Below are 18,441 nucleotides of genomic sequence, written 5' to 3' on the forward strand. Positions count from 1 at the left end.
CTGCACGCCGGTACAATCACGCGATGATTTCCCGCGACCTTACCTTCGTTCTCGGCGGCGCGCGCTCAGGCAAGAGCGTGCACGCGGAACAGCTTGCCGGCCAAAGCGCGCTGCCCGTGACCTACATCGCCACGGCACGCGTGACCGGCGACGCCGAATTCACCGCGCGCATCGCGCATCATCGTGCGCGGCGCCCTGCACAGTGGCGTTTGCTGGAAGCAGACGTCGATCTCGCCGGCGCTATCTCCCAGGCCGACGCGCCAGGGCGTTGCACGCTGATCGACTGCCTCACGCTATGGCTCGCCAACCTGCTGTGTCCCGCCGATGGCGACGGCCTGCCGCCCGATCAATATCGAGCCCGCATCGAAGAACTGGAGGCCGCGCTTGGCAACGCTCGCGGCAAGGTCATCGTGGTCAGCAACGAAATCGGCCTCGGCGTCGTGCCGCTCGGCGCGGCAACGCGTCTTTACGTCGACGAACTCGGGCGGCTGAATCAGCGCGTCGCGGCGCTCTCCACGCAGGCCACGATGATGGTCGCGGGCCTGCCGCTCACGCTCAAAACCGCGGGCGGCGCGTGATGCTCTCGCTTCCTCTTATCGTGACGCTCGCGACTGCGGGCGTGGCCGTCGACCGCTGGTTCGGCGAGCCGGGCGGCGCTCATCCGCTGGTGGCTTTCGGCAAATGGGCGGCACGTTTCGAAGCGCATTACAACCGCGGACGGCGCTTGCGGCTCAAGGGGCTGCTCGCATGGTCGCTTGCCGTGCTGCCGCCGGTGCTGGTCGCCTGGTGGCTCGTCGCCGTGCTGCCGTTTTTCGCGGCCTGCGCAGTGCACGTTGCATTGCTGTGGTTCGCGCTCGGGGCACGCAGCCTGCACGACCATATCGAGCCGATCGCGCGGGCGCTCGCGCATCGCGATCTCGCTGAAGCGCGCCTGCTGACGGCGCGGATCGTCTCGCGCGAAACGGCCAACGCCGATGAAGCCGCGCTTGCCCGCGCCGCCGTCGAATCGGCACTCGAAAACGGCAATGACGCGATCTTTGGCGCGCTCTTCTGGTTCGCGATCGCGGGCGGTCCGGGCGCGCTCGGATTTCGCCTCGCCAATACGCTCGATGCCATGTGGGGTTACCGCACGCCGCGCTATTTGCGCTTCGGCTGGGCCGCCGCGCGACTCGACGACGTGCTCAACTGGATTCCCGCGCGCCTCACCGCCGCGAGCTATGCGCTGCTCGGCGACACGCGCACCGCGTGGCGTTGCTGGCGCGAACAGGCGCCGCGCTGGGACAGCCCGAACGCAGGGCCGGTCATGGCCTCGGGCGCGGGCAGTCTGAACGTGCTGATCGGCGGTCCCGCCGTTTATAACGGCGCGATCGAACATCGGCCCACGCTCGGCTTCGGGCATCCCGCGAAGGCCGCTCACATCACGGCCGCGCTCATGCTGGTCGAACGTACGGTGATTTTGTGGCTCGCGGTGCTGATCGTGCTGGCCTTGCTGAGCGTGCCCTTGCATGTCTGAACGAATGGACGAGCGGCGCTCACTTCAAAATATAAAGCCAGGGCACGCTGGCGAAGCGCCGGCTGCATGCGCGTCAGCCAGTGCGACGATCCTGCATGGCGGCAATCTGCACGAAGCGGCTGTGCGCTATCGCATTCCCTACGCGCAGTGGCTCGATCTGTCGACGGGAATCAATCCGCACGGCTATCCGGTGCCGCCCGTTCCCGCCGACGCCTGGCGCCGCCTGCCCGACGAAGGCGACGGCCTCGCCGACTGCGCCGCGCGCTACTACGGCGCGCCGGACGCGGCGCATGTGTTGCCGGTTGCCGGAAGCCAGGCGGCGATTCGCGCGTTGCCGGCGTTGCTGCCGCGCGGGGGAGTCGGCATCGCGCCGCTCACCTACAGCGAATATGCGCCTGCATTCGAGCGGGCCGGACATCGCGTGGTGCCGCTTGATCTTTCGTGGAATGTGCTGCCCGATGCGCTCACGCATGTGGCCGTCGTGAATCCGAATAATCCGACCGCCGAGCATCTGTGCGCTGCGAAGCTGCTCGATTGGCACGCGCAGTTGAGCGCACGCGGCGGCACACTCCTCGTCGACGAAGCCTTCGCGGATACGATACCCGCCGCTTCGCTTGCAGGCTGTACGGATCGCGAGGGTTTGATCGTGTTGCGCTCGCCCGGGAAGTTCTTCGGACTTGCGGGCGTACGCGCCGGTTTCGTGCTTGCCGCGCCTGCGCTGCTCGACAGCTTGCGCCGCGTGCTCGGCGCGTGGACCGTCAGCGGTCCCGCGCGTCATGCCGTGAAGGCCGCGTTTTCGGACCGCGCCTGGCAACGGCAGATGCGCACACGGCTCGAAGCGGACAGCGCGCGCCTCGTCGATCTGCTGCAAGTTCATGGCATTCGTACCCGCAGCACCCCGCTCTTCGCGTGGACCGACGATCCACGTGCCGCAGCCCTGCACGAGGCGTTGGCCACGCGCGGCGTGTGGACGCGGCTTTTCGCATCGTCAGGCAGCGTGCGTTTCGGTTTGCCCGCGAGCGAAGACGAATGGGAGCGTCTCGCCAAAAGCTTGCGCGCGGCAGTCGAGACGATTGACGCAACGCGACCGGCCTGATCCGTTGACGACCGCAAAGCTTGCCCGTATCGCCTCACAGCGCAGCGCATCGCATCGATCCGCCCAACGCAAAACTCGACGTTCGATCCAATGAATTCATCCGCACGACTCCCGCGCCTCGCTCTCGCCGTCATGCTGCTCTCCATCGCGTTGCGCGCGCAAGCCGGCATCGCCGTGACCGACGACACGGGCGCTGTGCTCACGCTGGCCGCGCCCGCGCAACGCGTAATCAGCCTTGCGCCGCATGTCACCGAACTGCTGTACGCGGCTGGCGGCAGCTCGAAGATAGTTGGTGCCGTGTCGTACAGCGACTATCCGCCCGACGCACAGCAACTGCCCCGCGTGGGCGACAACAAGTCGCTCGATCTCGAACGCATCGTCGCGTTGAAGCCCGATCTAATCGTGGTGTGGCGGCACGGCAATGCACAGCGCCAGCTCGACCGTCTGCGCGAATTGCACATACCGTTGTTCTTCAGCGAGCCGCATCATCTCGACGACGTCGCTGTCTCGTTGACGAAGCTCGGCGAATTGCTCGGCACCTCGTCTACCGCCGATGCAGCCGCCGCCGCATATCGTCGCGACATTGCGCGCCTGCGTGCGCAGTACGCTAACCGGCCAGCCGTCAGCGTGTTTTATCAGGTGTGGGATCAACCGTTAATGACGCTCAACGGCGAGCATATGGTTAGCGACGTTATCGAGCTATGCGGCGGACGCAACGTGTTCGCGAGATTGCAGCCGTTCGTGCCGACCGTTTCGACCGAAGCCGTGCTCGCGGCGAATCCACAAGCAATCGTCACGGCAGCGCCCGGCGCGACGAAACCCGACACGACCTTGCCGCAACTCGGCGCGTGGCGCGCGTGGCCGCGTCTGTCGGCGGTCGCCAATAACAATCTGTTCGCAATCGACGGCGATCTCATCAACCGGCCCGCGCCGCGCATCGCGCTAGGGGCGAAGCAAATGTGCGAGGACCTCGATCTCGCTCGTTCCCGCGCCAAGCAAAGCGCGCAGTAACGCATGTTCCGTGAAGCGCCTCGGACTCACGCGTTCCACTTCACTAGCGACCACTGCTGACCCTCATCGCCGCGGCGCAGCCAGACGATGTTGGCGGTTTCCAGCGACCACCGTAAGCAACGTTCAAGCGGCACGTCGAGCGCCAAGGAAGCAATCGCGCGCATCACGCCCGCATGCGTGACCACATACGCCGGTGACAGCTCGCGGGTCTGCGCGTACGCATCGAACCATGCGCGCACCCGCATGACAAACTGCGCGACGCTCTCGCCGCCATGCGCGCGTGCGTGTTCGAAGTTGGACGCCCAGTCGTCGAGCAGTTCGCGATCGATCGCGTCCCAGCGTCGCTCTTCCCAATCGCCGAAATCCATTTCCTTCAGGCGATCGTCGTGGCTGAGCACGCAGCCGAAGTCGTTCGCCATTTCGACGGCGAGCGCCGAGCAGCGCGTCAGCGGGCTCGACATCACGACGCGCGGCGCTGGCACCTGCATGCTTGCGAGCCTCAACGCGAGTGCCGCGGACGACACGTCGGCCGCCTCGGCGAGCGCCACGTCGCTGTGGCCATAGCAAACGCCCGCGTCGAGTGCGACGGCGGGATGGCGAATCATGACGATATCCATGCGAGCCCTAGGAGATAGATGCCCAGTTCAAAGATCTGTTGCGCAAAGCCGAGACAATCGCCGGTGTAGCCGCCGATGCGCTTCACGAAGTAGCGGCCCATTGTGAACCGCAACGCGAGCAGCATCGCGAGCGCCGAGCCCGCGAACCGCCAGTCGGCCGCGAGCCACTCGCGAGGTCCGTCCGGCCACAACAGCCACGGCAATCCGAACGCGAGGGCGCATAACAGCGCTGTGCCGCTCAGGCGCTGCGCGACCGGCTTTGCTTTGCCTTCCGCGCGCACATAGTCGAGCGTGGCCAGATAGCTGATCGCGCAGGCACGGCTTGCCGCATGGGCCGCAACCATCAGACTTGCGGCGCGCATCGGCGGCAATGAGGCGAGCGTCTGCCACTTGAGCGCAAGCGCGACGACCAGCGCAATAGCGCCAAAAGCGCCGATGCGCGAATCGTGCATGATGCGCAATGCATCGTCGCGCGTATAGGCGCCACCGAACGCATCGACGCAATCGGCGAGGCCGTCCTCGTGGAATGCGCCCGTTATCAATAGCGATGACGCCATCGACAACAACACCGCAACCCCCGCCGGAAAGACGCGCAGTGCCGCGAGATAGACAAGCGCGCTGATGCCGCCGATCAACACGCCGACGAGCGGAAAATAGCGAGCCGCCGCATTCAGATAGTGCGGCTCGTAGCCGACCCAGCGCGGCACGGGTACGCGTGTGAAATAACCAAGCGCCGTGAAAAAGTAGCGCAATTCCGCCAGCGGTTTCATATTTGGCTTGCGTGCTCGTTGACTGAAAAGCGAAGTACGGCGCGGCTCACGCTTCGCGGTTCGCGACACCGGCCGATTCGAAGCTCGCCATCTCGTTGATGAACGCGCAGGCCGCGCGCAGCAACGGCACCGCGAGCGCCGCACCGGTGCCCTCGCCGAGCCGCATGTCGAGCGACAACAGCGGCTGTGCGCCGAAATAGTCGAGCATGCGCCGATGTCCCGCCTCGTTCGACGCATGCGCGAACACGCAGTACTCACGCACATCAGGCGCAATCGCGTCCGCGATCAACAGCGCCGAACTGGCGATGAAGCCGTCGACGAGAATCGTCATTCGCGCTTGCGCCGCGGCGAGATACGCGCCGGCCATCATCGCGATTTCGAAACCGCCGAAGGTTGCGAGCACATCGAGAGGAGCGGTGGATGCGTCGTGTCGCGCGAGCGCCGCTGCAAGCACGCTGCGCTTTTTAGCGAGCCCGGCGTCGTCGAGACCGGTGCCGCGGCCCACGCATTCGTCAATCGCGACGCCGCACATGCGGCTCATCAGGCACGCCGCCGCCGATGTGTTGGCGATGCCCATTTCGCCGAAGCCGATCACGTTGCTGCCGAGCGCAGCGTGATGCCGCACGCGCGCGGCGCCGGCTTGCATCGCGGTGAGCGCCTGCTCGTGCGTCATCGCAGGTTCGTGCGCGAAGTTGCGCGTGCCCGCGCCAACCGGAATGTCGACGAGGCCATCGGTGCGCGGTAACGGCGTCGCAATGCCCGCATTGACGACTTCCAGTTCGATGCCCGCAACGCGGCTCAATGCATTGACTGCCGCGCCGCCCGCCAGAAAATTCGCAACCATCTGCGCGGTCACCGCTTGCGGATAGGGGCTGACGCCTTCGGCCGCAATGCCGTGGTCGCCGGCGAACACGATCAACGCGGGGCGCTCCACCGTTGGATGCGTAGTGCGCTGAATCAGGCCCATCTGACGCGCGAGCGTTTCGAGCCGGCCGAGACTGCCGGGCGGCTTCGTCTTCGTGTCGATGACGTGCTGAAGCTCGCTGCGTAACGTCTGATCGAGCGGTTCTACCTGGGGCAATCCGGACAAGCGTGGCGAGGAGGTCATGAGTTTTATGAAGATGAAGGATGTTCCGTTCTGAGCGTCAGCTTGCCGACGTGTCATGGCTCGAAGCGAATTCGTGACGTGAACGCGGCGCGGGAATGAGCGCCTCGTGCTCGCCATCGCGAATCAGAATCAACGGATAGCCGAATACGCGGCTCGTCAACGCAGGCGTCAGTACCTCGTGCGCGCGCCCCGCGTAGGCTGCGCCCGCACCGTCGAGCAGCAGCGCGTGCGTCGCGAACCGGCGTGCGAGGTTCAGGTCGTGACAGGAAAACAGCACGGTCCGCGCTGGCTCACGCGCCCATTCGCTGAGCGCTTCCAGGCACTCGATCTGATGATGCAGGTCCAGATGCGATAAAGGTTCGTCGAGCAGTAGAAGCGGCGCTTGCTGACACAGCACGGCCGCGAGCGCCACGCGCTGACGTTCGCCGCCGGAAAGCGACAGCACGTCTCGCGCAGCCAGTGCGGTGAGACCCAGCAAGTCCAGCGCGGCACGCGCGGCCTCGCGATCGTCCTCGCCCTCCCAACCCCAGCCGGACAAATGCGGAAAGCGGTTCAGCATTACGATGTCGAGCACGCTCGCGCTGAATGCATCGGGCGCGCTTTGCGGCATCAACGCGCGGCGCTGCGCAAGTTGCCGCGCGTGCCAGCCGGCCATACGCACGCCGTCGAGTTCCACGTGCCCCGCCGACGGTTCACGCAAACCCGCGAGCGTGGACAAAAGCGTCGTCTTGCCCGCGCCGTTCGGACCGGCCACGCACCAGATCTCGCCCGGATAGAACGTATGCGTGAACGCGTCGAGCAACGTGCGCGCGCCCGCATGCAAGCTCACGCGCTGTGCGCTAAGAGTGGGCTGCGCGAGGTTGTTAATGGGCATCATCGGCGAGCGCGCAGCAGCATCCAGAGAAACACCGGCACGCCGATGATCGACGTGATCACGCCGACCGGCAGTTGCGCCGGCGCGATCACGAGGCGCGCGATCAGGTCGGCGCCCATTACCGCGACACCGCCCCCGAGCGCCGCGGCGGGCAGCAGCATACGTTGGTCGTTGCCGAACGCGAGCCGCAACATGTGCGGCACCACGAGCCCGACAAAGCCGATGGTGCCCGCCGTCGTCACGGCAGCGGCCGCGGCGAGCGAGGCCGCGAGATACACGCGAAGCCGCAACGGCATTACCGCAACGCCCAATGCCTGCGCGGCAGCGTCGCCTCGCAACAGCACATTCAGGCGCGGTGCAACGGGCACGATTGCAATCAGCACGACGGCCAGCGCGACGAGCGCGGTCCATGGCAGCGCATTGCCATTGAGGTCGCCGGTAAGCCAGAACAACATGCCGCGCAAACGATTGTCGGGCGCGAGATTGAGCAGCAAGGTAATCAACGCGCCCCAGCCTGCCGCGATTACGGCGCCAGTCAACAGCAGGCGCGGCGACGTGTCCTGCGGTTCGCCGCGCCACAACTCTCGACGCGCAAGGCCGAGCACGAGAAGAATGGATACGAATGCGCCCGCAAATGCCGACGCATCGACGAGCCACCACGCGCAACCGGCGATCATCGCGATGAGCGCGAAAGTTGCGGCGCCGCCCGATACGCCTAATACGTAGGGCTCAGCGAGTGGATTGCGCAACAACACCTGCAGCAGCGCGCCAGCCAATGCGAGCAATGCGCCGCAAGCAAAACCGGCCAACGCGCGGGGCAAACGCAGCGTGCGCACGATCTCGCCGGCGAGATCGGCAGAGTTTGCGTCGGACGCGCCCGCATGCAGCGGCGAAAGCGCCTCGATCACGCTCGCGGGCGCAAGCGCCACGCTGCCCAATGCGAGCGACGCCATCAGCACGGCAAGCGCGGCGGCAGCAAGCACGAGCCAGATCGCGGCGGCGCGCTTCGCAGTCATCGCATGAAGCGTGGCGGGCATTGAACCCGCGTGACGGCTCATCGGCGCGCTCTCAGCATGGCGCCGGCATCACTGCTGCTGCCAGCCGACCGTGACATATGCACCGCGCCGCGGCGAGTTATACGAGTAGGCCGTTTCATAGTCCTTGTTGAACAGATTCTGGATTTGCGCGGCCACGTACCATGCCTTCGTGACGTTGTAGCGCGCGGCCAGATTCACAACACCGTAGCCGCCGAGCTTGCCGCTGCTGTCTTCGCGCGGACCGCTCACGATCCACTCACCGCCCACGCGCCACCCTGCAATACTGCGATTCACCGTCAGCGACGCGAAACGCCGCGCGCGCCGCACGAGGTCGGTATCGTTGTCCAGGTCGACCGGATTTTGCAGCGTCACCGACGCGCGAACGTCGGTCTTGCCTACATGTCCGCTCCACGATCCTTCGAGTCCCTGCACTTTTGCATGACCCACGTTTTCGGCCAGATAGATCCCGGGCGTCACCTGCTCATAGTCGATCAGATTCGAATAGCGCGTCTGGAACGCACTCAAACGCATCACGCCGAGCGCATTGGACGCGTACTGCAACGCTGCTTCGATCGAATGACTGCGCTCCGGTTGGATCGACGGATTGCCGCTCACCGGATAGTACAGATCGTCGAAGCTCGGCGCGCGAAACGAATCGGAATAGCTTGCGCTTAGCTTCCAACGCGACGTGATGTCGAAGCCATAGCCGAGATAGTAACTGTTCGCTCCGCCGAAATCGGAGTACTGGTCGCGCCGCACGTTGGCCTGGATCTGGTTGCGCCCGAAGCGCGCCGTATAACCGGCGAAGCCCGAGTCGACATGGCGAGTGGGCGCGGCAAACGTATCCGACTCGAGGCTCTGGTCCAGATGCTCGTAGCCAACTTGCAGTTTCTGCTGCGCGGCCAGCGCAAAATCGTTCTGCCAGGTGTACTGGCGATTGTCGGTGTCGAAGCGGCCGTTATACAGACCGTTGGTGTTCGACACGCTGCGGTCGTCGCCTTGCGCAACGATGAAGTGCGTGGTCCACCAGTCGGTTAGCTTGCCGTTCGCGAATGCGGACAACTGACGCACTTTCGTGTACAGATTGTTCAGATCGGTCGGCTCGCCGTATGCATTGTCGTAGCTGTTGTTGCCGTTCGACTGGAGATAGCGGACGCCCGCGTCCCACTTGTCGGTGAACTTATGGCGCAGCGAAGCCGAAATGCTCTCGTTCAGATAGCCGTTCGCATTGGGGTTCGCATTCGGCGCCTGTTGAGGATTGAGCGCGGAAAAGCCGTCGTCTTTCGAACGCGCGAGCGAGATATTGAAGGTCGTGCGGCCGTCCTTATCCAATGCGCCGTTCGCGCCGACCTGTTGCGTCTGCGTGTGGTAGCTGCCGTAGCCCACGGAGAAATTGAAACGCGGCGGATGATCGCCGCCGTCTTTTGTGAACACCTGGACCACGCCTCCGATCGCCCCCGAGCCATATAACGCGGACACATTGCCGTTCACTACTTCGACATGGTCGACCTGATCGAGCGGAATCTGCGCGATTTGCGCGGCGCCGAGACTCACGGAATCGACGCGCACACCGTCGATGAGAACCAGCGATTGCGTCGACGATGCGCCGCGCAAGTACAGGCTCGCGGTCGAACCAGGGCCACCTGTGCGCGAGATTTGCGCGCCGGGCGCGAGTTGCAGCAGACCGGGCAGATCCGTTGCGGTGGTGTCGGCAATGTCCTGCTGATCGAATAGCGACGTTTGCGGGATCGTATCGGCGAGCGCTTGAGGTCCGCGCTCGGCGGTGACGACGACGGGCGACAAAACAGCAGGCGAAGAATCGGCGATTGCGGTGGATGCGGGGCTGGGAGCGTTTATTGCGCTTGTAGCGGCTGGTGCGATCGGTGCGACTGCATGCGACGGCGCGGACGAACTGTCGGCGGCTTGCGCATGCGCGAGCTGCGGCAGCCCTGCAAATGCGAGCAACGCCGCGCGGGCGATAGGGGACAGCATGAAATGAGATTTCCCGTGGATGGCGTGCGCGGCCCGCTTCCCCGCAGGCCGTCGCGTAACGAGGCGCGAGCGCTTTTGACATGACATTTCGCGGGCGCGCGCCTCTCCCTCTGGCCGGTATCCGGGCTGACGACGCTCGATCCCGCCTTCCCACGCGTGACGCGCAGTGGCACACTCGCATGTTGAACCGGAACACGCGATGGGGATCGAACTGCAAAGCACGAAGTGCAAAGCGAATGCGGTCGCTTACCGTTGCGGGGGCAGCGCAGGTTCGCGCGTTCTGGTGAACGGCGCGCCCTGCTTCCCGTTTAACTGCGCGCGCAATGAAATGCGCGCGCGGGCACCAGAGTGCGGCAAGTTTATGAGCGGCCTCGGGGCCAGTCAAGAATGCGGGTCACACAGCGATTGATTCGGACAGGGGCGGAGTATTGTCCGACGCGATCTGTGACACACGAGTACTTTTTCTTCTTCAGTCGAAAAAAGCCTGCATAAAGCGGTGTTGTTACGTCTCGAAACGAGACAAATGTCGGAACGTGCGGCATTCCGCGCTAAAATGCGAGGTCTTTAGAGGACGCAGCACATGCTCACCGAACTCGAAACACTTTCACAGAATATCGGCAAGCTGATTGCCATCAGCCAGCGCCACAACGAAGCGCGCGTCGCGCTCGAAGAGCAGCTCGCGCAGTCGCGCGCCGAGGCAGAAGCCACGCGCACGGAACTTGCCATGGTGCGCGAGGAACGCGATGCACTGCAAGCGGAGCGCGACGCGCTGTCGGCCAAGATCGACGACGCTCAAGTGCGGCTCAATGCGATCCTCGAAAAATTGCCGCGTGCTCGCGGGCACAACGAGCCGGACAACCAGCTCGATCTGCTCGAGCCCGCTCAGCATGAAGTCGAAGCGGAGAGCGACGCCACTCGCCACGGAGAAAATGCATGACCACCAAGCAGATCGAAGTATCGATTCTCGGCGTGCCCTATCGTCTCGCCTGCTCGCCGGAAACGGAAGGCGCGCTGCTTGAAGCAGTCGCGCGAGTCGACGCCGAAATGTCGAAGATCCGCAATAACAGCAACGTGCGCGGCACGGATCGTATTGCTGTCATGGCCGCGCTGTCGCTGGCATCGGAACTGCTTAAGCTGCAATCGAGCGTGCGTCACGGAGAAGCATTTCCCGCTGAAGAAATCCGGCGTACAATGCATCAAATGAACGAACAACTGGGTACTGTGATCGAGCAGTACACCATGCAGTAAGCAGCAAGTTTGCAAGTAAAGGTGGCCGGTCTTCGGGTCGGCTGCGGATTCAACCAGGTGGCTCACGAAGTAGCTGAGCAAAGCGCGTGAGAAGGTGCACGAGCAACACTCGGCAAACGTTTCACCTGAATGGTTTTAGCTTCATCGGTTTAGCTTCCCTGCCTGGTTCGCCAAGGTCATATATTCCTTGAACCAATGCCATGTGCACGGTTGCGGAAATTTGTAGCACGGGCGTGCGCGTCACTCTGTCTGATGTACCCGAAGTGCTGCTAACTGCGACCAATTCTGAACCCCCGGTTCAGGATGCCGGCCTAGCGGCCAAGGCGGGGACCTTTTTTGGAACGGCATCGGACTACGGTCCGGTGCCGTTTTTGTTTGTGCTCCCTGCTTTTCCAACCTTAACGTTCCCTTCGATTCATGCGCTACTGGCTAATGAAGTCCGAACCGGACGAAGCAAGCATCGACCATCTTGCCAACGCACCGCACCGTACGTTGCCGTGGACCGGTGTGCGCAACTATCAGGCGCGCAACTTCATGCGCGACGCGATGCAGGTCGGCGACGGCGTGCTGTTCTATCACTCGAGTTGTCCCGAACCTGGCATCGCCGGGATTGCTGAGGTGGCGTCCACCGCTTACCCGGACCCGACACAGTTCGACAAGAAGAGTCCTTACTACGATCCCAAGTCGTCGCAGGAAACGCCGCGCTGGCTGCTCGTCGATGTCGTCTTCAAGAAGAAGATTCCGTTGATTCCGCTCGCCGCATTGCGCGAGCACGAAGAGCTGAAAGACATGCGCGTGCTTGCGAGAGGCAACCGTCTGTCCATCACGCCGGTCACCGAAGCCGAGTGGCGCTTCATTACGAAGCAACTCGTTTGAGTTCGCCAGTGCTCGCTCCAACAGCATCACGAGCGATGTGGCCAACCGATGCTCATAGCACGGTTAAATTGGGGAACCAAGCTCAGGTTACAAGCGCCTAACGCACTTGCAAACGGACTACCAACGGCGCACGAAGCGCCGTGCCGTTGCATCGCGCCTGTCCGATCGTGCGCAACCCTGTTCAAGCAAGGAGTTCCACACAGATGAAAAACACCGCACGTGCACTCGCTTTCGCGCTTGTCTGCGCCGCGCCTGCAGCCCTCGTGCTCACGCCCGCTATCGCACGCGCGCAGAGCGTCGCGCCCTATCAACCGGCGGGCGTGTTATCGCTCAACGCGCAGGCCAGCGCGGAAGTGCCTCAAGACGTTGTCGAGATCACGCTCTTTTACGAGCAGGAAGCGAGCGATCCGTCGGCGCTTACCTCAACGTTGAACCAGCGCGCCGATTCGGCGTTGCAAAAAGCCAAAGGCGTGAGCGGCGTGACCGCACGCACCGGTTCGTTCTCGATTTATCCGTCCACCGATCGCGATGGCCGCATCTCCGCATGGCGCGGCCGCACGGAGGTCGTGCTCGAGTCGCACGACTTCGCCGCGGCGTCGAAGCTCGCGGGGCAAATGGCGCCCATCATGCAGGTCGGCAACGTGCAGTTCTCGCTGTCGCCTGCGGCGCAGCGAGCCGCTGAACAAAAGCTTACCGGCGATGCGATCAAGTCGTTCCGTGAGCAGGCTGCTTCGTCCGCGCAGGCGTTCGGCTACAGCGGCTATTCGATTCGCGAGGTCAACGTCGGACATAACGGCGCAATGCCGCGGCCCGTCATGATGATGAGCGCGCGCGCCATGGGCGCCGACGCCAAGATGTCGGCACCCGTGCCAATTGAAGGCGGCACGTCGACGGTAACGGTGAATGTATCGGGCTCAGTGCAGATGAAGTAACGCGCGGTCAACGCGCTGCCCGTGCGGCGGCACACGAACAAACGCCACGGCATGCCGTTGCGTTTTTTTATCCGGCGAACACAACGTACCGTGTTATGGCAGCGCGTGCGCCGGCTCGCCGCGGCTGCGACGATACGACCACACGAGCATGGCGATGCCCACGAGAATCATCGGCAATGAGAGCCATTGGCCCATGGAGAGTCCCATGGCGAGCAGACCGAGAAAGTCGTCGGGCTCCCGTGCGAATTCCACAATGAAGCGCGCGAGCCCATAACCGATCAGGAACACCGCCGAAATAGCGCCGAGCGGCTTCGGCTTGCGCGAGAAGAAGAACATCACGAAGAAGAGCGCGACGCCCTCGAGCGCGATCTCGTACAGCTCTGACGGGTGACGCGGCAGCATGTGATATTGCGCGAACACTTCGTTCAGCTTCCATTGCGCGGCCAGTTGCGGATGGGCGGCGAGCCACGCGGCGTCGTCGGGCGCGGCGCCTGGGAAGAGCATCGCCCACGGCGCCGAGGGATCCGTCACGCGCCCCCACAACTCGCCGTTGATGAAGTTGCCGAGACGCCCTGCCGCGAGTCCCGTCGGCACCATCGGCGCGACGAAGTCGGTGACTTGCAGCCACGAGCGTTTGCGCTGATAGGCGAACAGCACCATTGCGAGCGTCACGCCGAGGAAGCCGCCGTGAAACGACATGCCGCCTTCCCACACCTTGAAGATGTCGAGCGGATGCGCGAAATAGAAGCTCGCTTTATAGAACAGCACATAGCCGAGCCGGCCTCCGAGAATCGTGCCGAGCACGCCGTAAAACAGCATGTCGTCGATATCTTTGGGGGTCCAGCCTTGCGCCGCGACGAACGGCAAACGCAGCCGCAGCCGGCCGACGACGATCGCCGCGATGAACGCGACGAGGTACATCAGTCCATACCAGCGCACGGCGAGCGGCCCCAGATGAATGGCAACGGGGTCGAAATTCGGGTGAATGAGCATCGTGTTGTTATGGGCAGTTCGGGTTCAGAAGCTAGTTTGTATTGATAATGCGCGGCTTGCGCCGCCTGCGTTGGACGGCTGCGCATGCAATGCGTTCGCCGCCGTCGCGTTAAATGTGAGGCGCGGAGGCCTGCGCATCGGCACGCGCCGCATGCGTCCGCACGATTTCGATGAAGCCCGCCAGCACCGGACTCACCTCCGCGGTTCGCCACACGAGCCCTGTTTCGATAGCGGGCACCGACTCGGACAACGGCCGGTACACGACGCCGGTTCGGCGCAGGTTACGCAACGATTGCGGCACGAGTGCGACACCCATGCCGGCCGACACGAGGCTCACGATGGTCTGCATCTGGATCGCCTCCTGCCCGACCCGCGGTTGAAGCCCCGCCACGCCGTAGCAATCCATAATGATGTCATAAAAGCCTGGCGCCAGACGTCTTGGGAAGATGACGAGCGGCGCATCGGCAAGCTCACGCAAGCTGACCGGCGTGTCGAGCCATTCGGCATGCGGGTCGCCGGCAGCGCCGCCGCCACCGCCGTCACCGCCGGAACTGCCCGCCAGGCGCGCCGCCGTCTCGGTCGACATTGCGATCACGAGCGGCTCGCGTGCGATCGGCAGCCACGACAGCTGCGCGGCATGGCGCGTCGGCACAGGGGCAATGACAAGGCCCGCGTCGATGCGCCCGGCGACCAGTTCGTCCACCTGCACGTCGCTGGTTGCCTCGGTCAGCTCGAGCCGCACGCGCGGATGACGCGCGCCGAAGTCGCGCAGCAAAAGCGGCAACAAGCCGTAGTCCGCCGTCGAAACGAACGCGAGCGACAGCACGCCCGCCTCGCCGCGCGCAAGGCTTTGTGCAAGCGGCCGCAAGCCCTCCGCGCCCGCCAGCAGGCGCTGCACTTCCGGCAGCAGATCCGCGCCCACAGGCGTCAATTCGACGGACCGCTTGGTACGCGCGAACAGTTCGACCCCGAGCGTCTCCTCCAGAGCACGGATTGCCTGTGACAGAGGCGGTTGGGTCATCGAAAGGCGCGCGGCCGCGCGGCCGAAGTGCTTTTCTTCGGCGACGGTCACGAAATAGCGCAATTGACGCAGGTCGGGAACGGCAGGGAGCATGATTAATACATTTTACGACCTATTCGGCGCTCAATAATATATTGGACACGCACATCGCAAAATTGCATTCTTGCTCGACGGGTCCGAACTACACTGGACCGACCAGCAAAACAAACAGACCGGAGATCCCCATGCCCTACAACCGTCGTTCGAAGAACATCACGCAAGGCGTGGCCCGTTCGCCGAACCGCTCGATGTACTACGCACTCGGCTACCAGAAAGAAGATTTCGACAAGCCGATGATCGGCATCGCCAACGGCCATTCGACCATCACGCCGTGCAACGCCGGTCTCCAGCGCCTTGCCGATGCCGCCGTCGCCGCCGTCAAGGGCGCGGACGCCAATCCGCAGATCTTCGGCACGCCGACTATTTCTGACGGCATGTCCATGGGCACCGAGGGCATGAAGTACTCGCTCGTGTCACGCGAAGTCATCGCGGACTGTATCGAGACATGCGTGCAGGGCCAATGGATGGACGGCGTGGTCGTGATCGGCGGCTGCGACAAGAACATGCCGGGCGGCATGATCGGCCTCGCGCGCATGAATGTGCCGGGCATTTACGTGTATGGCGGCACGATCCGTCCGGGCAACTGGAAGGGCACGGATTTGACCATCGTCTCGTCGTTCGAAGCTGTCGGCGAATTCACGGCGGGCCGGATGTCGCAGGAAGATTTCGAGGGCGTCGAACGCAATGCGTGCCCGTCAACGGGTTCGTGCGGCGGCATGTACACCGCCAACACAATGAGCTCCTCGTTCGAGGCGCTCGGCATGTCGCTGCTGTATTCATCGACGATGGCAAACCCCGACCAGGAAAAGGTCGACTCGGCCGCTGAATCGGCGCGTGTGCTCGTTGAAGCGGTCAAGAAAGATCTCAAGCCGCGCGACATCATCACGAAGAGGTCGATTGAAAACGCCGTGGCGGTGATCATGGCGACCGGCGGCTCGACCAATGCCGTGCTGCACTTTCTGGCAATCGCGCACGCGGCGGAAGTGGAGTGGACCATCGAGGACTTCGAGCGCATGCGCAAGAAAGTGCCGGTGATCTGCAACCTGAAGCCGTCGGGCCAGTACGTCGCGACCGACCTGCACAAAGCCGGCGGCATACCGCAAGTCATGAAGATCCTGCTCGACGCGGGTCTCTTGCATGGCGACTGCATCACCATCACCGGCAAGACACTCGCTGAAGAACTGAAGGACGTGCCGGCCAAGCCGCGCGCCGATCAGCAGGTGATCTTCCCGATCGATCAGGCGTTGTACAAGGAAGGCCACCTCGCGATCCTGAAGGGCAACCTGGCCGAAGACGGAGCGGTCGCGAAGATCACGGGCCTGAAGAACCCGGTGATCACCGGTCCGGCTCGCGTATTCGACGACGAGCAAAGCGCGCTCGAAGCGATTCTCGCCGACAGGATAGTCGCCGGCGACGTCGTCGTGTTGCGCTACCTCGGCCCCAAGGGCGGCCCGGGCATGCCGGAAATGCTCGCGCCGACTTCGGCGATCATCGGCAAGGGTCTCGGCGAGACCGTCGGCCTCATCACCGACGGACGCTTTTCAGGCGGCACGTGGGGCATGGTGGTCGGTCACGTCGCACCCGAAGCGTTCGTGGGCGGCACGATCGGCCTCGTGCAGGAAGGCGACTCGATCACGATCGACGCGCACAAGCTGCTCTTGCAGTTGAATGTCGACGACGCTGAACTTCAGCGCCGCCGCGCCGCATGGCAGCAGCCGCAACCGCGTTATACGCGTGGCGTGCTGGCGAAATACTCGGCTCTTGCGCTGCCGGCCAATAAGGGCGCCATTACGGGCTAAAACAACCGGCTAAAGCAGCGGACTAAAGCCGCACGCGCTGTGACCGGCGGCCTGGAGTCCCGCTAAAGCCCTACGTAAAAGCGAAAGGGGCGCACGAAATACCGTGCGCCCCTTTCCTTTTATAATGTTCGGACCACAAGCCGGACAACTGCACCGGCGGAGACCAGAATGAAATCAATGTCGTGTACGGTGCTTGCAGCGGCTGCTGTGTTGGCGGCCATGTCGATCGGCATCAGCCCGGCTGCGCATGCCGAAGTGGCCGTGGGACTCGCGCTTGCGCAACAGCAGAACTGCATGAGCTGCCACTCGGTCGCGCGTCCGTTCATGGGGCCGGCGCTGCACGATGTCGCCGCGAAATATGCCGGCCGCGAAGACGCCGCTGTCTACCTGAAGCACAAGATCCTGGATGGCAGCACCGGCGTATGGGGCCCGGTGCCAATGCCCGCGAATACGCAGCTCACGCCCGAGCAGGCGGCTGCCCTGGCGGGCTGGGTGCTCACGCTCAAATAATTCCGGCTGATGGAAATCCGGGTGATTGATTAGCCCGGGCGTTAGCGCGGCTCGATGGGTCGCGCCACGCTCGGAGCACCGGTGCGTCGACTCTCACGCGCCGCCCGATCGCCGGGCAATCTCCGCTTCAACCGCTTCGCGTACCCAGCCGGTCATCTGGTTTTCAAGAGTCGAGACGACTTCGCGCGCGATCTGATCGACGAGCCGTGTCGCATGCTCCTCCACGGCGCTACGGCAGCGTGCTTCGATAGCACCGCGCCCGTCGCCGGCGAGAAATCCCGCGAACCGCTCGCGCAGATGCTCGGCGATGCGTTCGGCATCGACACCGGATTGTCCGTGTGTGTCCACTTCCTGAGCGATGTCCGGCGGCACCGTGGCGGCTGCTTCAAACGGCGGCGGCGGTTCGGTCCGATCAAACATGGCTGCGGACGCCGCCAGCGCGTCGTCATGCGCGTGGTCGGCTTTGGCTGCAAGATGCGGCCGCGGTTTCTTCATGGCATGAGCATGATGGGCGGGATGCGCTTGATCAGCCGGACGCCCATGATCCGCGGAATGCGCATGCCCGGCCGTCGAACGCGCTTCACCTGTAGCCGCCGCGGTAGCCCCAGTCCCCACAGGCTGCGGCGCAAGCACCGGCTCCGGCGCAAGCGTTTCTTCCGGGCTGAGAACCGGCTGCGGCGCAAGTTCGGGCTCCGTTGTGACGTCCGGCTGGAGAAGCGCCTCTGCTTCACGCAGCGGCGTTTCGGCCGGAGCAGCAGCCGGCGCGGCGGCGCCAGCCTGCGGCTCGCGCCGTTGGGGCACATGGCCCGGAACCAGCACCTCGTTCAGAACCGGGATCGAGTTATCGTTGGGATCGGACACCTGCGCCCTCCGTGTTTGAGTCGTAGCGAAAGCAGGCCGCGTATGCGCCGAATCGCCTCGACAGGGCACAACGCGACGCGGGGC

19 protein-coding genes, 1 other RNA gene and 1 riboswitch are annotated in these 18,441 nt (G+C 64.0%); of the genes, 11 read left to right on the forward strand and 9 right to left on the reverse strand.

The annotated features are described in order from the left end of the window. Nucleotides 1–23 precede the first annotated feature (23 nt). The 4 genes from cobU to JMY24_RS18140 all read left to right on the forward strand — a co-directional run bounded on the left by cobU (nucleotide 24) and on the right by JMY24_RS18140 (nucleotide 3,620). Nucleotides 24–578 carry a bifunctional adenosylcobinamide kinase/adenosylcobinamide-phosphate guanylyltransferase gene (cobU, locus tag JMY24_RS18125; protein WP_128594483.1) on the forward strand — a complete coding sequence of 185 codons (555 nt, stop codon included), beginning with the start codon at nucleotides 24–26 and terminating at the stop codon, nucleotides 576–578. Next, a complete protein-coding gene (cbiB, locus tag JMY24_RS18130; RefSeq protein ID WP_201702626.1) occupies nucleotides 578–1,513 on the forward strand; it encodes an adenosylcobinamide-phosphate synthase CbiB in 936 nt (311 codons plus the stop codon). The genes cobU and cbiB overlap by 1 nt, the downstream gene beginning before the upstream one ends. After that, nucleotides 1,506–2,609 carry a threonine-phosphate decarboxylase CobD gene (cobD, locus tag JMY24_RS18135; protein WP_236597441.1) on the forward strand — a complete coding sequence of 368 codons (1,104 nt, stop codon included), beginning with the start codon at nucleotides 1,506–1,508 and terminating at the stop codon, nucleotides 2,607–2,609. Before cbiB ends, cobD begins: the two co-directional genes overlap by 8 nt. Before the next feature lie 90 nt (nucleotides 2,610–2,699). Next, entirely contained in the window at nucleotides 2,700–3,620 is a 921-nt protein-coding gene (locus tag JMY24_RS18140) for a cobalamin-binding protein (RefSeq protein WP_164853415.1), read from the forward strand. 26 nt (nucleotides 3,621–3,646) lie between these two features. On the opposite strand, the gene cobC is transcribed toward JMY24_RS18140, so the two are convergent. The 6 genes from cobC to JMY24_RS18170 are packed head-to-tail and all read right to left on the reverse strand — an operon-like array spanning nucleotide 3,647 to nucleotide 10,018. Then, entirely contained in the window at nucleotides 3,647–4,237 is a 591-nt protein-coding gene (gene cobC / locus JMY24_RS18145) for an alpha-ribazole phosphatase (RefSeq protein WP_128594481.1), read from the reverse strand. Further along, a complete protein-coding gene (locus JMY24_RS18150; protein WP_128594480.1) occupies nucleotides 4,222–5,007 on the reverse strand; it encodes an adenosylcobinamide-GDP ribazoletransferase in 786 nt (261 codons plus the stop codon). Before JMY24_RS18150 ends, cobC begins: the two co-directional genes overlap by 16 nt. A gap of 46 nt (nucleotides 5,008–5,053) precedes the next feature. After that, a complete protein-coding gene (gene cobT, locus JMY24_RS18155; RefSeq protein WP_128594479.1) occupies nucleotides 5,054–6,115 on the reverse strand; it encodes a nicotinate-nucleotide--dimethylbenzimidazole phosphoribosyltransferase in 1,062 nt (353 codons plus the stop codon). 37 nt (nucleotides 6,116–6,152) lie between these two features. Next, the gene (locus tag JMY24_RS18160) at nucleotides 6,153–6,992 is read right to left on the reverse strand and encodes an ABC transporter ATP-binding protein (protein ID WP_128594478.1); all 840 of its coding nucleotides are present in this window, start codon (nucleotides 6,990–6,992) and stop codon (nucleotides 6,153–6,155) included. Then, nucleotides 6,989–8,047, reverse strand: a complete 1,059-nt coding sequence (locus JMY24_RS18165) for a FecCD family ABC transporter permease (RefSeq protein ID WP_201702631.1) — start codon at nucleotides 8,045–8,047, stop codon at nucleotides 6,989–6,991. The genes JMY24_RS18160 and JMY24_RS18165 overlap by 4 nt, the downstream gene beginning before the upstream one ends. A gap of 27 nt (nucleotides 8,048–8,074) precedes the next feature. After that, nucleotides 8,075–10,018 carry a TonB-dependent receptor domain-containing protein gene (locus JMY24_RS18170; RefSeq protein ID WP_128594477.1) on the reverse strand — a complete coding sequence of 648 codons (1,944 nt, stop codon included), beginning with the start codon at nucleotides 10,016–10,018 and terminating at the stop codon, nucleotides 8,075–8,077. Nucleotides 10,019–10,113: 95 nt separating this feature from the next. Beyond that, a riboswitch (cobalamin riboswitch) is annotated at nucleotides 10,114–10,381 on the reverse strand. A gap of 217 nt (nucleotides 10,382–10,598) precedes the next feature. On the opposite strand from JMY24_RS18170, the gene JMY24_RS18175 reads away from it, so the two are divergent. The 5 genes from JMY24_RS18175 to JMY24_RS18195 all read left to right on the forward strand — a co-directional run bounded on the left by JMY24_RS18175 (nucleotide 10,599) and on the right by JMY24_RS18195 (nucleotide 13,074). Next, nucleotides 10,599–10,955 carry an ATPase gene (locus JMY24_RS18175; RefSeq protein ID WP_027775693.1) on the forward strand — a complete coding sequence of 119 codons (357 nt, stop codon included), beginning with the start codon at nucleotides 10,599–10,601 and terminating at the stop codon, nucleotides 10,953–10,955. After that, nucleotides 10,952–11,266, forward strand: a complete 315-nt coding sequence (locus JMY24_RS18180; RefSeq protein WP_020065163.1) for a cell division protein ZapA — start codon at nucleotides 10,952–10,954, stop codon at nucleotides 11,264–11,266. The genes JMY24_RS18175 and JMY24_RS18180 overlap by 4 nt, the downstream gene beginning before the upstream one ends. A gap of 152 nt (nucleotides 11,267–11,418) precedes the next feature. Continuing rightward, nucleotides 11,419–11,600, forward strand: a non-coding RNA gene (gene ssrS, locus JMY24_RS18185) — 6S RNA. Between the two features lie 83 nt (nucleotides 11,601–11,683). After that, a complete protein-coding gene (locus JMY24_RS18190) occupies nucleotides 11,684–12,142 on the forward strand; it encodes an EVE domain-containing protein (protein WP_128588571.1) in 459 nt (152 codons plus the stop codon). 203 nt (nucleotides 12,143–12,345) lie between these two features. Then, the gene (locus JMY24_RS18195; protein WP_128594476.1) at nucleotides 12,346–13,074 is read left to right on the forward strand and encodes an SIMPL domain-containing protein; all 729 of its coding nucleotides are present in this window, start codon (nucleotides 12,346–12,348) and stop codon (nucleotides 13,072–13,074) included. Nucleotides 13,075–13,167: 93 nt separating this feature from the next. On the opposite strand, the gene lgt is transcribed toward JMY24_RS18195, so the two are convergent. Together lgt and JMY24_RS18205 are read right to left on the reverse strand one after the other, a co-directional pair. Beyond that, the gene (gene lgt, locus JMY24_RS18200; protein WP_128588567.1) at nucleotides 13,168–14,067 is read right to left on the reverse strand and encodes a prolipoprotein diacylglyceryl transferase; all 900 of its coding nucleotides are present in this window, start codon (nucleotides 14,065–14,067) and stop codon (nucleotides 13,168–13,170) included. Between the two features lie 109 nt (nucleotides 14,068–14,176). Beyond that, nucleotides 14,177–15,181: a LysR family transcriptional regulator gene (locus JMY24_RS18205; protein ID WP_201702633.1), complete on the reverse strand. Its 1,005-nt coding sequence runs from the start codon at nucleotides 15,179–15,181 to the stop codon at nucleotides 14,177–14,179. A 131-nt stretch (nucleotides 15,182–15,312) separates the two neighbouring features. Between JMY24_RS18205 and ilvD the strand changes: the two genes are divergently transcribed. Further along, a complete protein-coding gene (gene ilvD, locus JMY24_RS18210; protein ID WP_128594474.1) occupies nucleotides 15,313–16,986 on the forward strand; it encodes a dihydroxy-acid dehydratase in 1,674 nt (557 codons plus the stop codon). Between the two features lie 168 nt (nucleotides 16,987–17,154). Continuing rightward, the gene (locus JMY24_RS18215; RefSeq protein ID WP_128594473.1) at nucleotides 17,155–17,496 is read left to right on the forward strand and encodes a c-type cytochrome; all 342 of its coding nucleotides are present in this window, start codon (nucleotides 17,155–17,157) and stop codon (nucleotides 17,494–17,496) included. A gap of 93 nt (nucleotides 17,497–17,589) precedes the next feature. Here JMY24_RS18215 and JMY24_RS18220 read toward each other — a convergent pair whose 3' ends face one another. Further along, the gene (locus JMY24_RS18220; protein WP_128594472.1) at nucleotides 17,590–18,357 is read right to left on the reverse strand and encodes a DUF2486 family protein; all 768 of its coding nucleotides are present in this window, start codon (nucleotides 18,355–18,357) and stop codon (nucleotides 17,590–17,592) included. Nucleotides 18,358–18,441: the final 84 nt, after the last annotated feature.

The organism is Paraburkholderia kirstenboschensis (assembly GCF_904848585.1).
In the GTDB taxonomy this organism is placed as follows: domain Bacteria; phylum Pseudomonadota; class Gammaproteobacteria; order Burkholderiales; family Burkholderiaceae; genus Paraburkholderia; species Paraburkholderia kirstenboschensis.

What these genes read in the sequence shown, in the direction of transcription:
- cobU (WP_128594483.1), top strand. Translation starts at nt 24, where the DNA reads ATGATTTCCCGCGACCTTACCTTCGTTCTCGGCGGCGCGCGCTCAGGC.
- cbiB (WP_201702626.1), top strand. Translation starts at nt 578, where the DNA reads ATGCTCTCGCTTCCTCTTATCGTGACGCTCGCGACTGCGGGCGTGGCC.
- cobD (WP_236597441.1), top strand. Translation starts at nt 1,506, where the DNA reads ATGTCTGAACGAATGGACGAGCGGCGCTCACTTCAAAATATAAAGCCA.
- JMY24_RS18140 (WP_164853415.1), top strand. Translation starts at nt 2,700, where the DNA reads ATGAATTCATCCGCACGACTCCCGCGCCTCGCTCTCGCCGTCATGCTG.
- cobC (WP_128594481.1), bottom strand. Translation starts at nt 4,237, where the DNA reads ATGGATATCGTCATGATTCGCCATCCCGCCGTCGCACTCGACGCGGGC.
- JMY24_RS18150 (WP_128594480.1), bottom strand. Translation starts at nt 5,007, where the DNA reads ATGAAACCGCTGGCGGAATTGCGCTACTTTTTCACGGCGCTTGGTTAT.
- cobT (WP_128594479.1), bottom strand. Translation starts at nt 6,115, where the DNA reads ATGACCTCCTCGCCACGCTTGTCCGGATTGCCCCAGGTAGAACCGCTC.
- JMY24_RS18160 (WP_128594478.1), bottom strand. Translation starts at nt 6,992, where the DNA reads ATGATGCCCATTAACAACCTCGCGCAGCCCACTCTTAGCGCACAGCGC.
- JMY24_RS18165 (WP_201702631.1), bottom strand. Translation starts at nt 8,047, where the DNA reads ATGAGCCGTCACGCGGGTTCAATGCCCGCCACGCTTCATGCGATGACT.
- JMY24_RS18170 (WP_128594477.1), bottom strand. Translation starts at nt 10,018, where the DNA reads ATGCTGTCCCCTATCGCCCGCGCGGCGTTGCTCGCATTTGCAGGGCTG.
- JMY24_RS18175 (WP_027775693.1), top strand. Translation starts at nt 10,599, where the DNA reads ATGCTCACCGAACTCGAAACACTTTCACAGAATATCGGCAAGCTGATT.
- JMY24_RS18180 (WP_020065163.1), top strand. Translation starts at nt 10,952, where the DNA reads ATGACCACCAAGCAGATCGAAGTATCGATTCTCGGCGTGCCCTATCGT.
- JMY24_RS18190 (WP_128588571.1), top strand. Translation starts at nt 11,684, where the DNA reads ATGCGCTACTGGCTAATGAAGTCCGAACCGGACGAAGCAAGCATCGAC.
- JMY24_RS18195 (WP_128594476.1), top strand. Translation starts at nt 12,346, where the DNA reads ATGAAAAACACCGCACGTGCACTCGCTTTCGCGCTTGTCTGCGCCGCG.
- lgt (WP_128588567.1), bottom strand. Translation starts at nt 14,067, where the DNA reads ATGCTCATTCACCCGAATTTCGACCCCGTTGCCATTCATCTGGGGCCG.
- JMY24_RS18205 (WP_201702633.1), bottom strand. Translation starts at nt 15,181, where the DNA reads ATGCTCCCTGCCGTTCCCGACCTGCGTCAATTGCGCTATTTCGTGACC.
- ilvD (WP_128594474.1), top strand. Translation starts at nt 15,313, where the DNA reads ATGCCCTACAACCGTCGTTCGAAGAACATCACGCAAGGCGTGGCCCGT.
- JMY24_RS18215 (WP_128594473.1), top strand. Translation starts at nt 17,155, where the DNA reads ATGAAATCAATGTCGTGTACGGTGCTTGCAGCGGCTGCTGTGTTGGCG.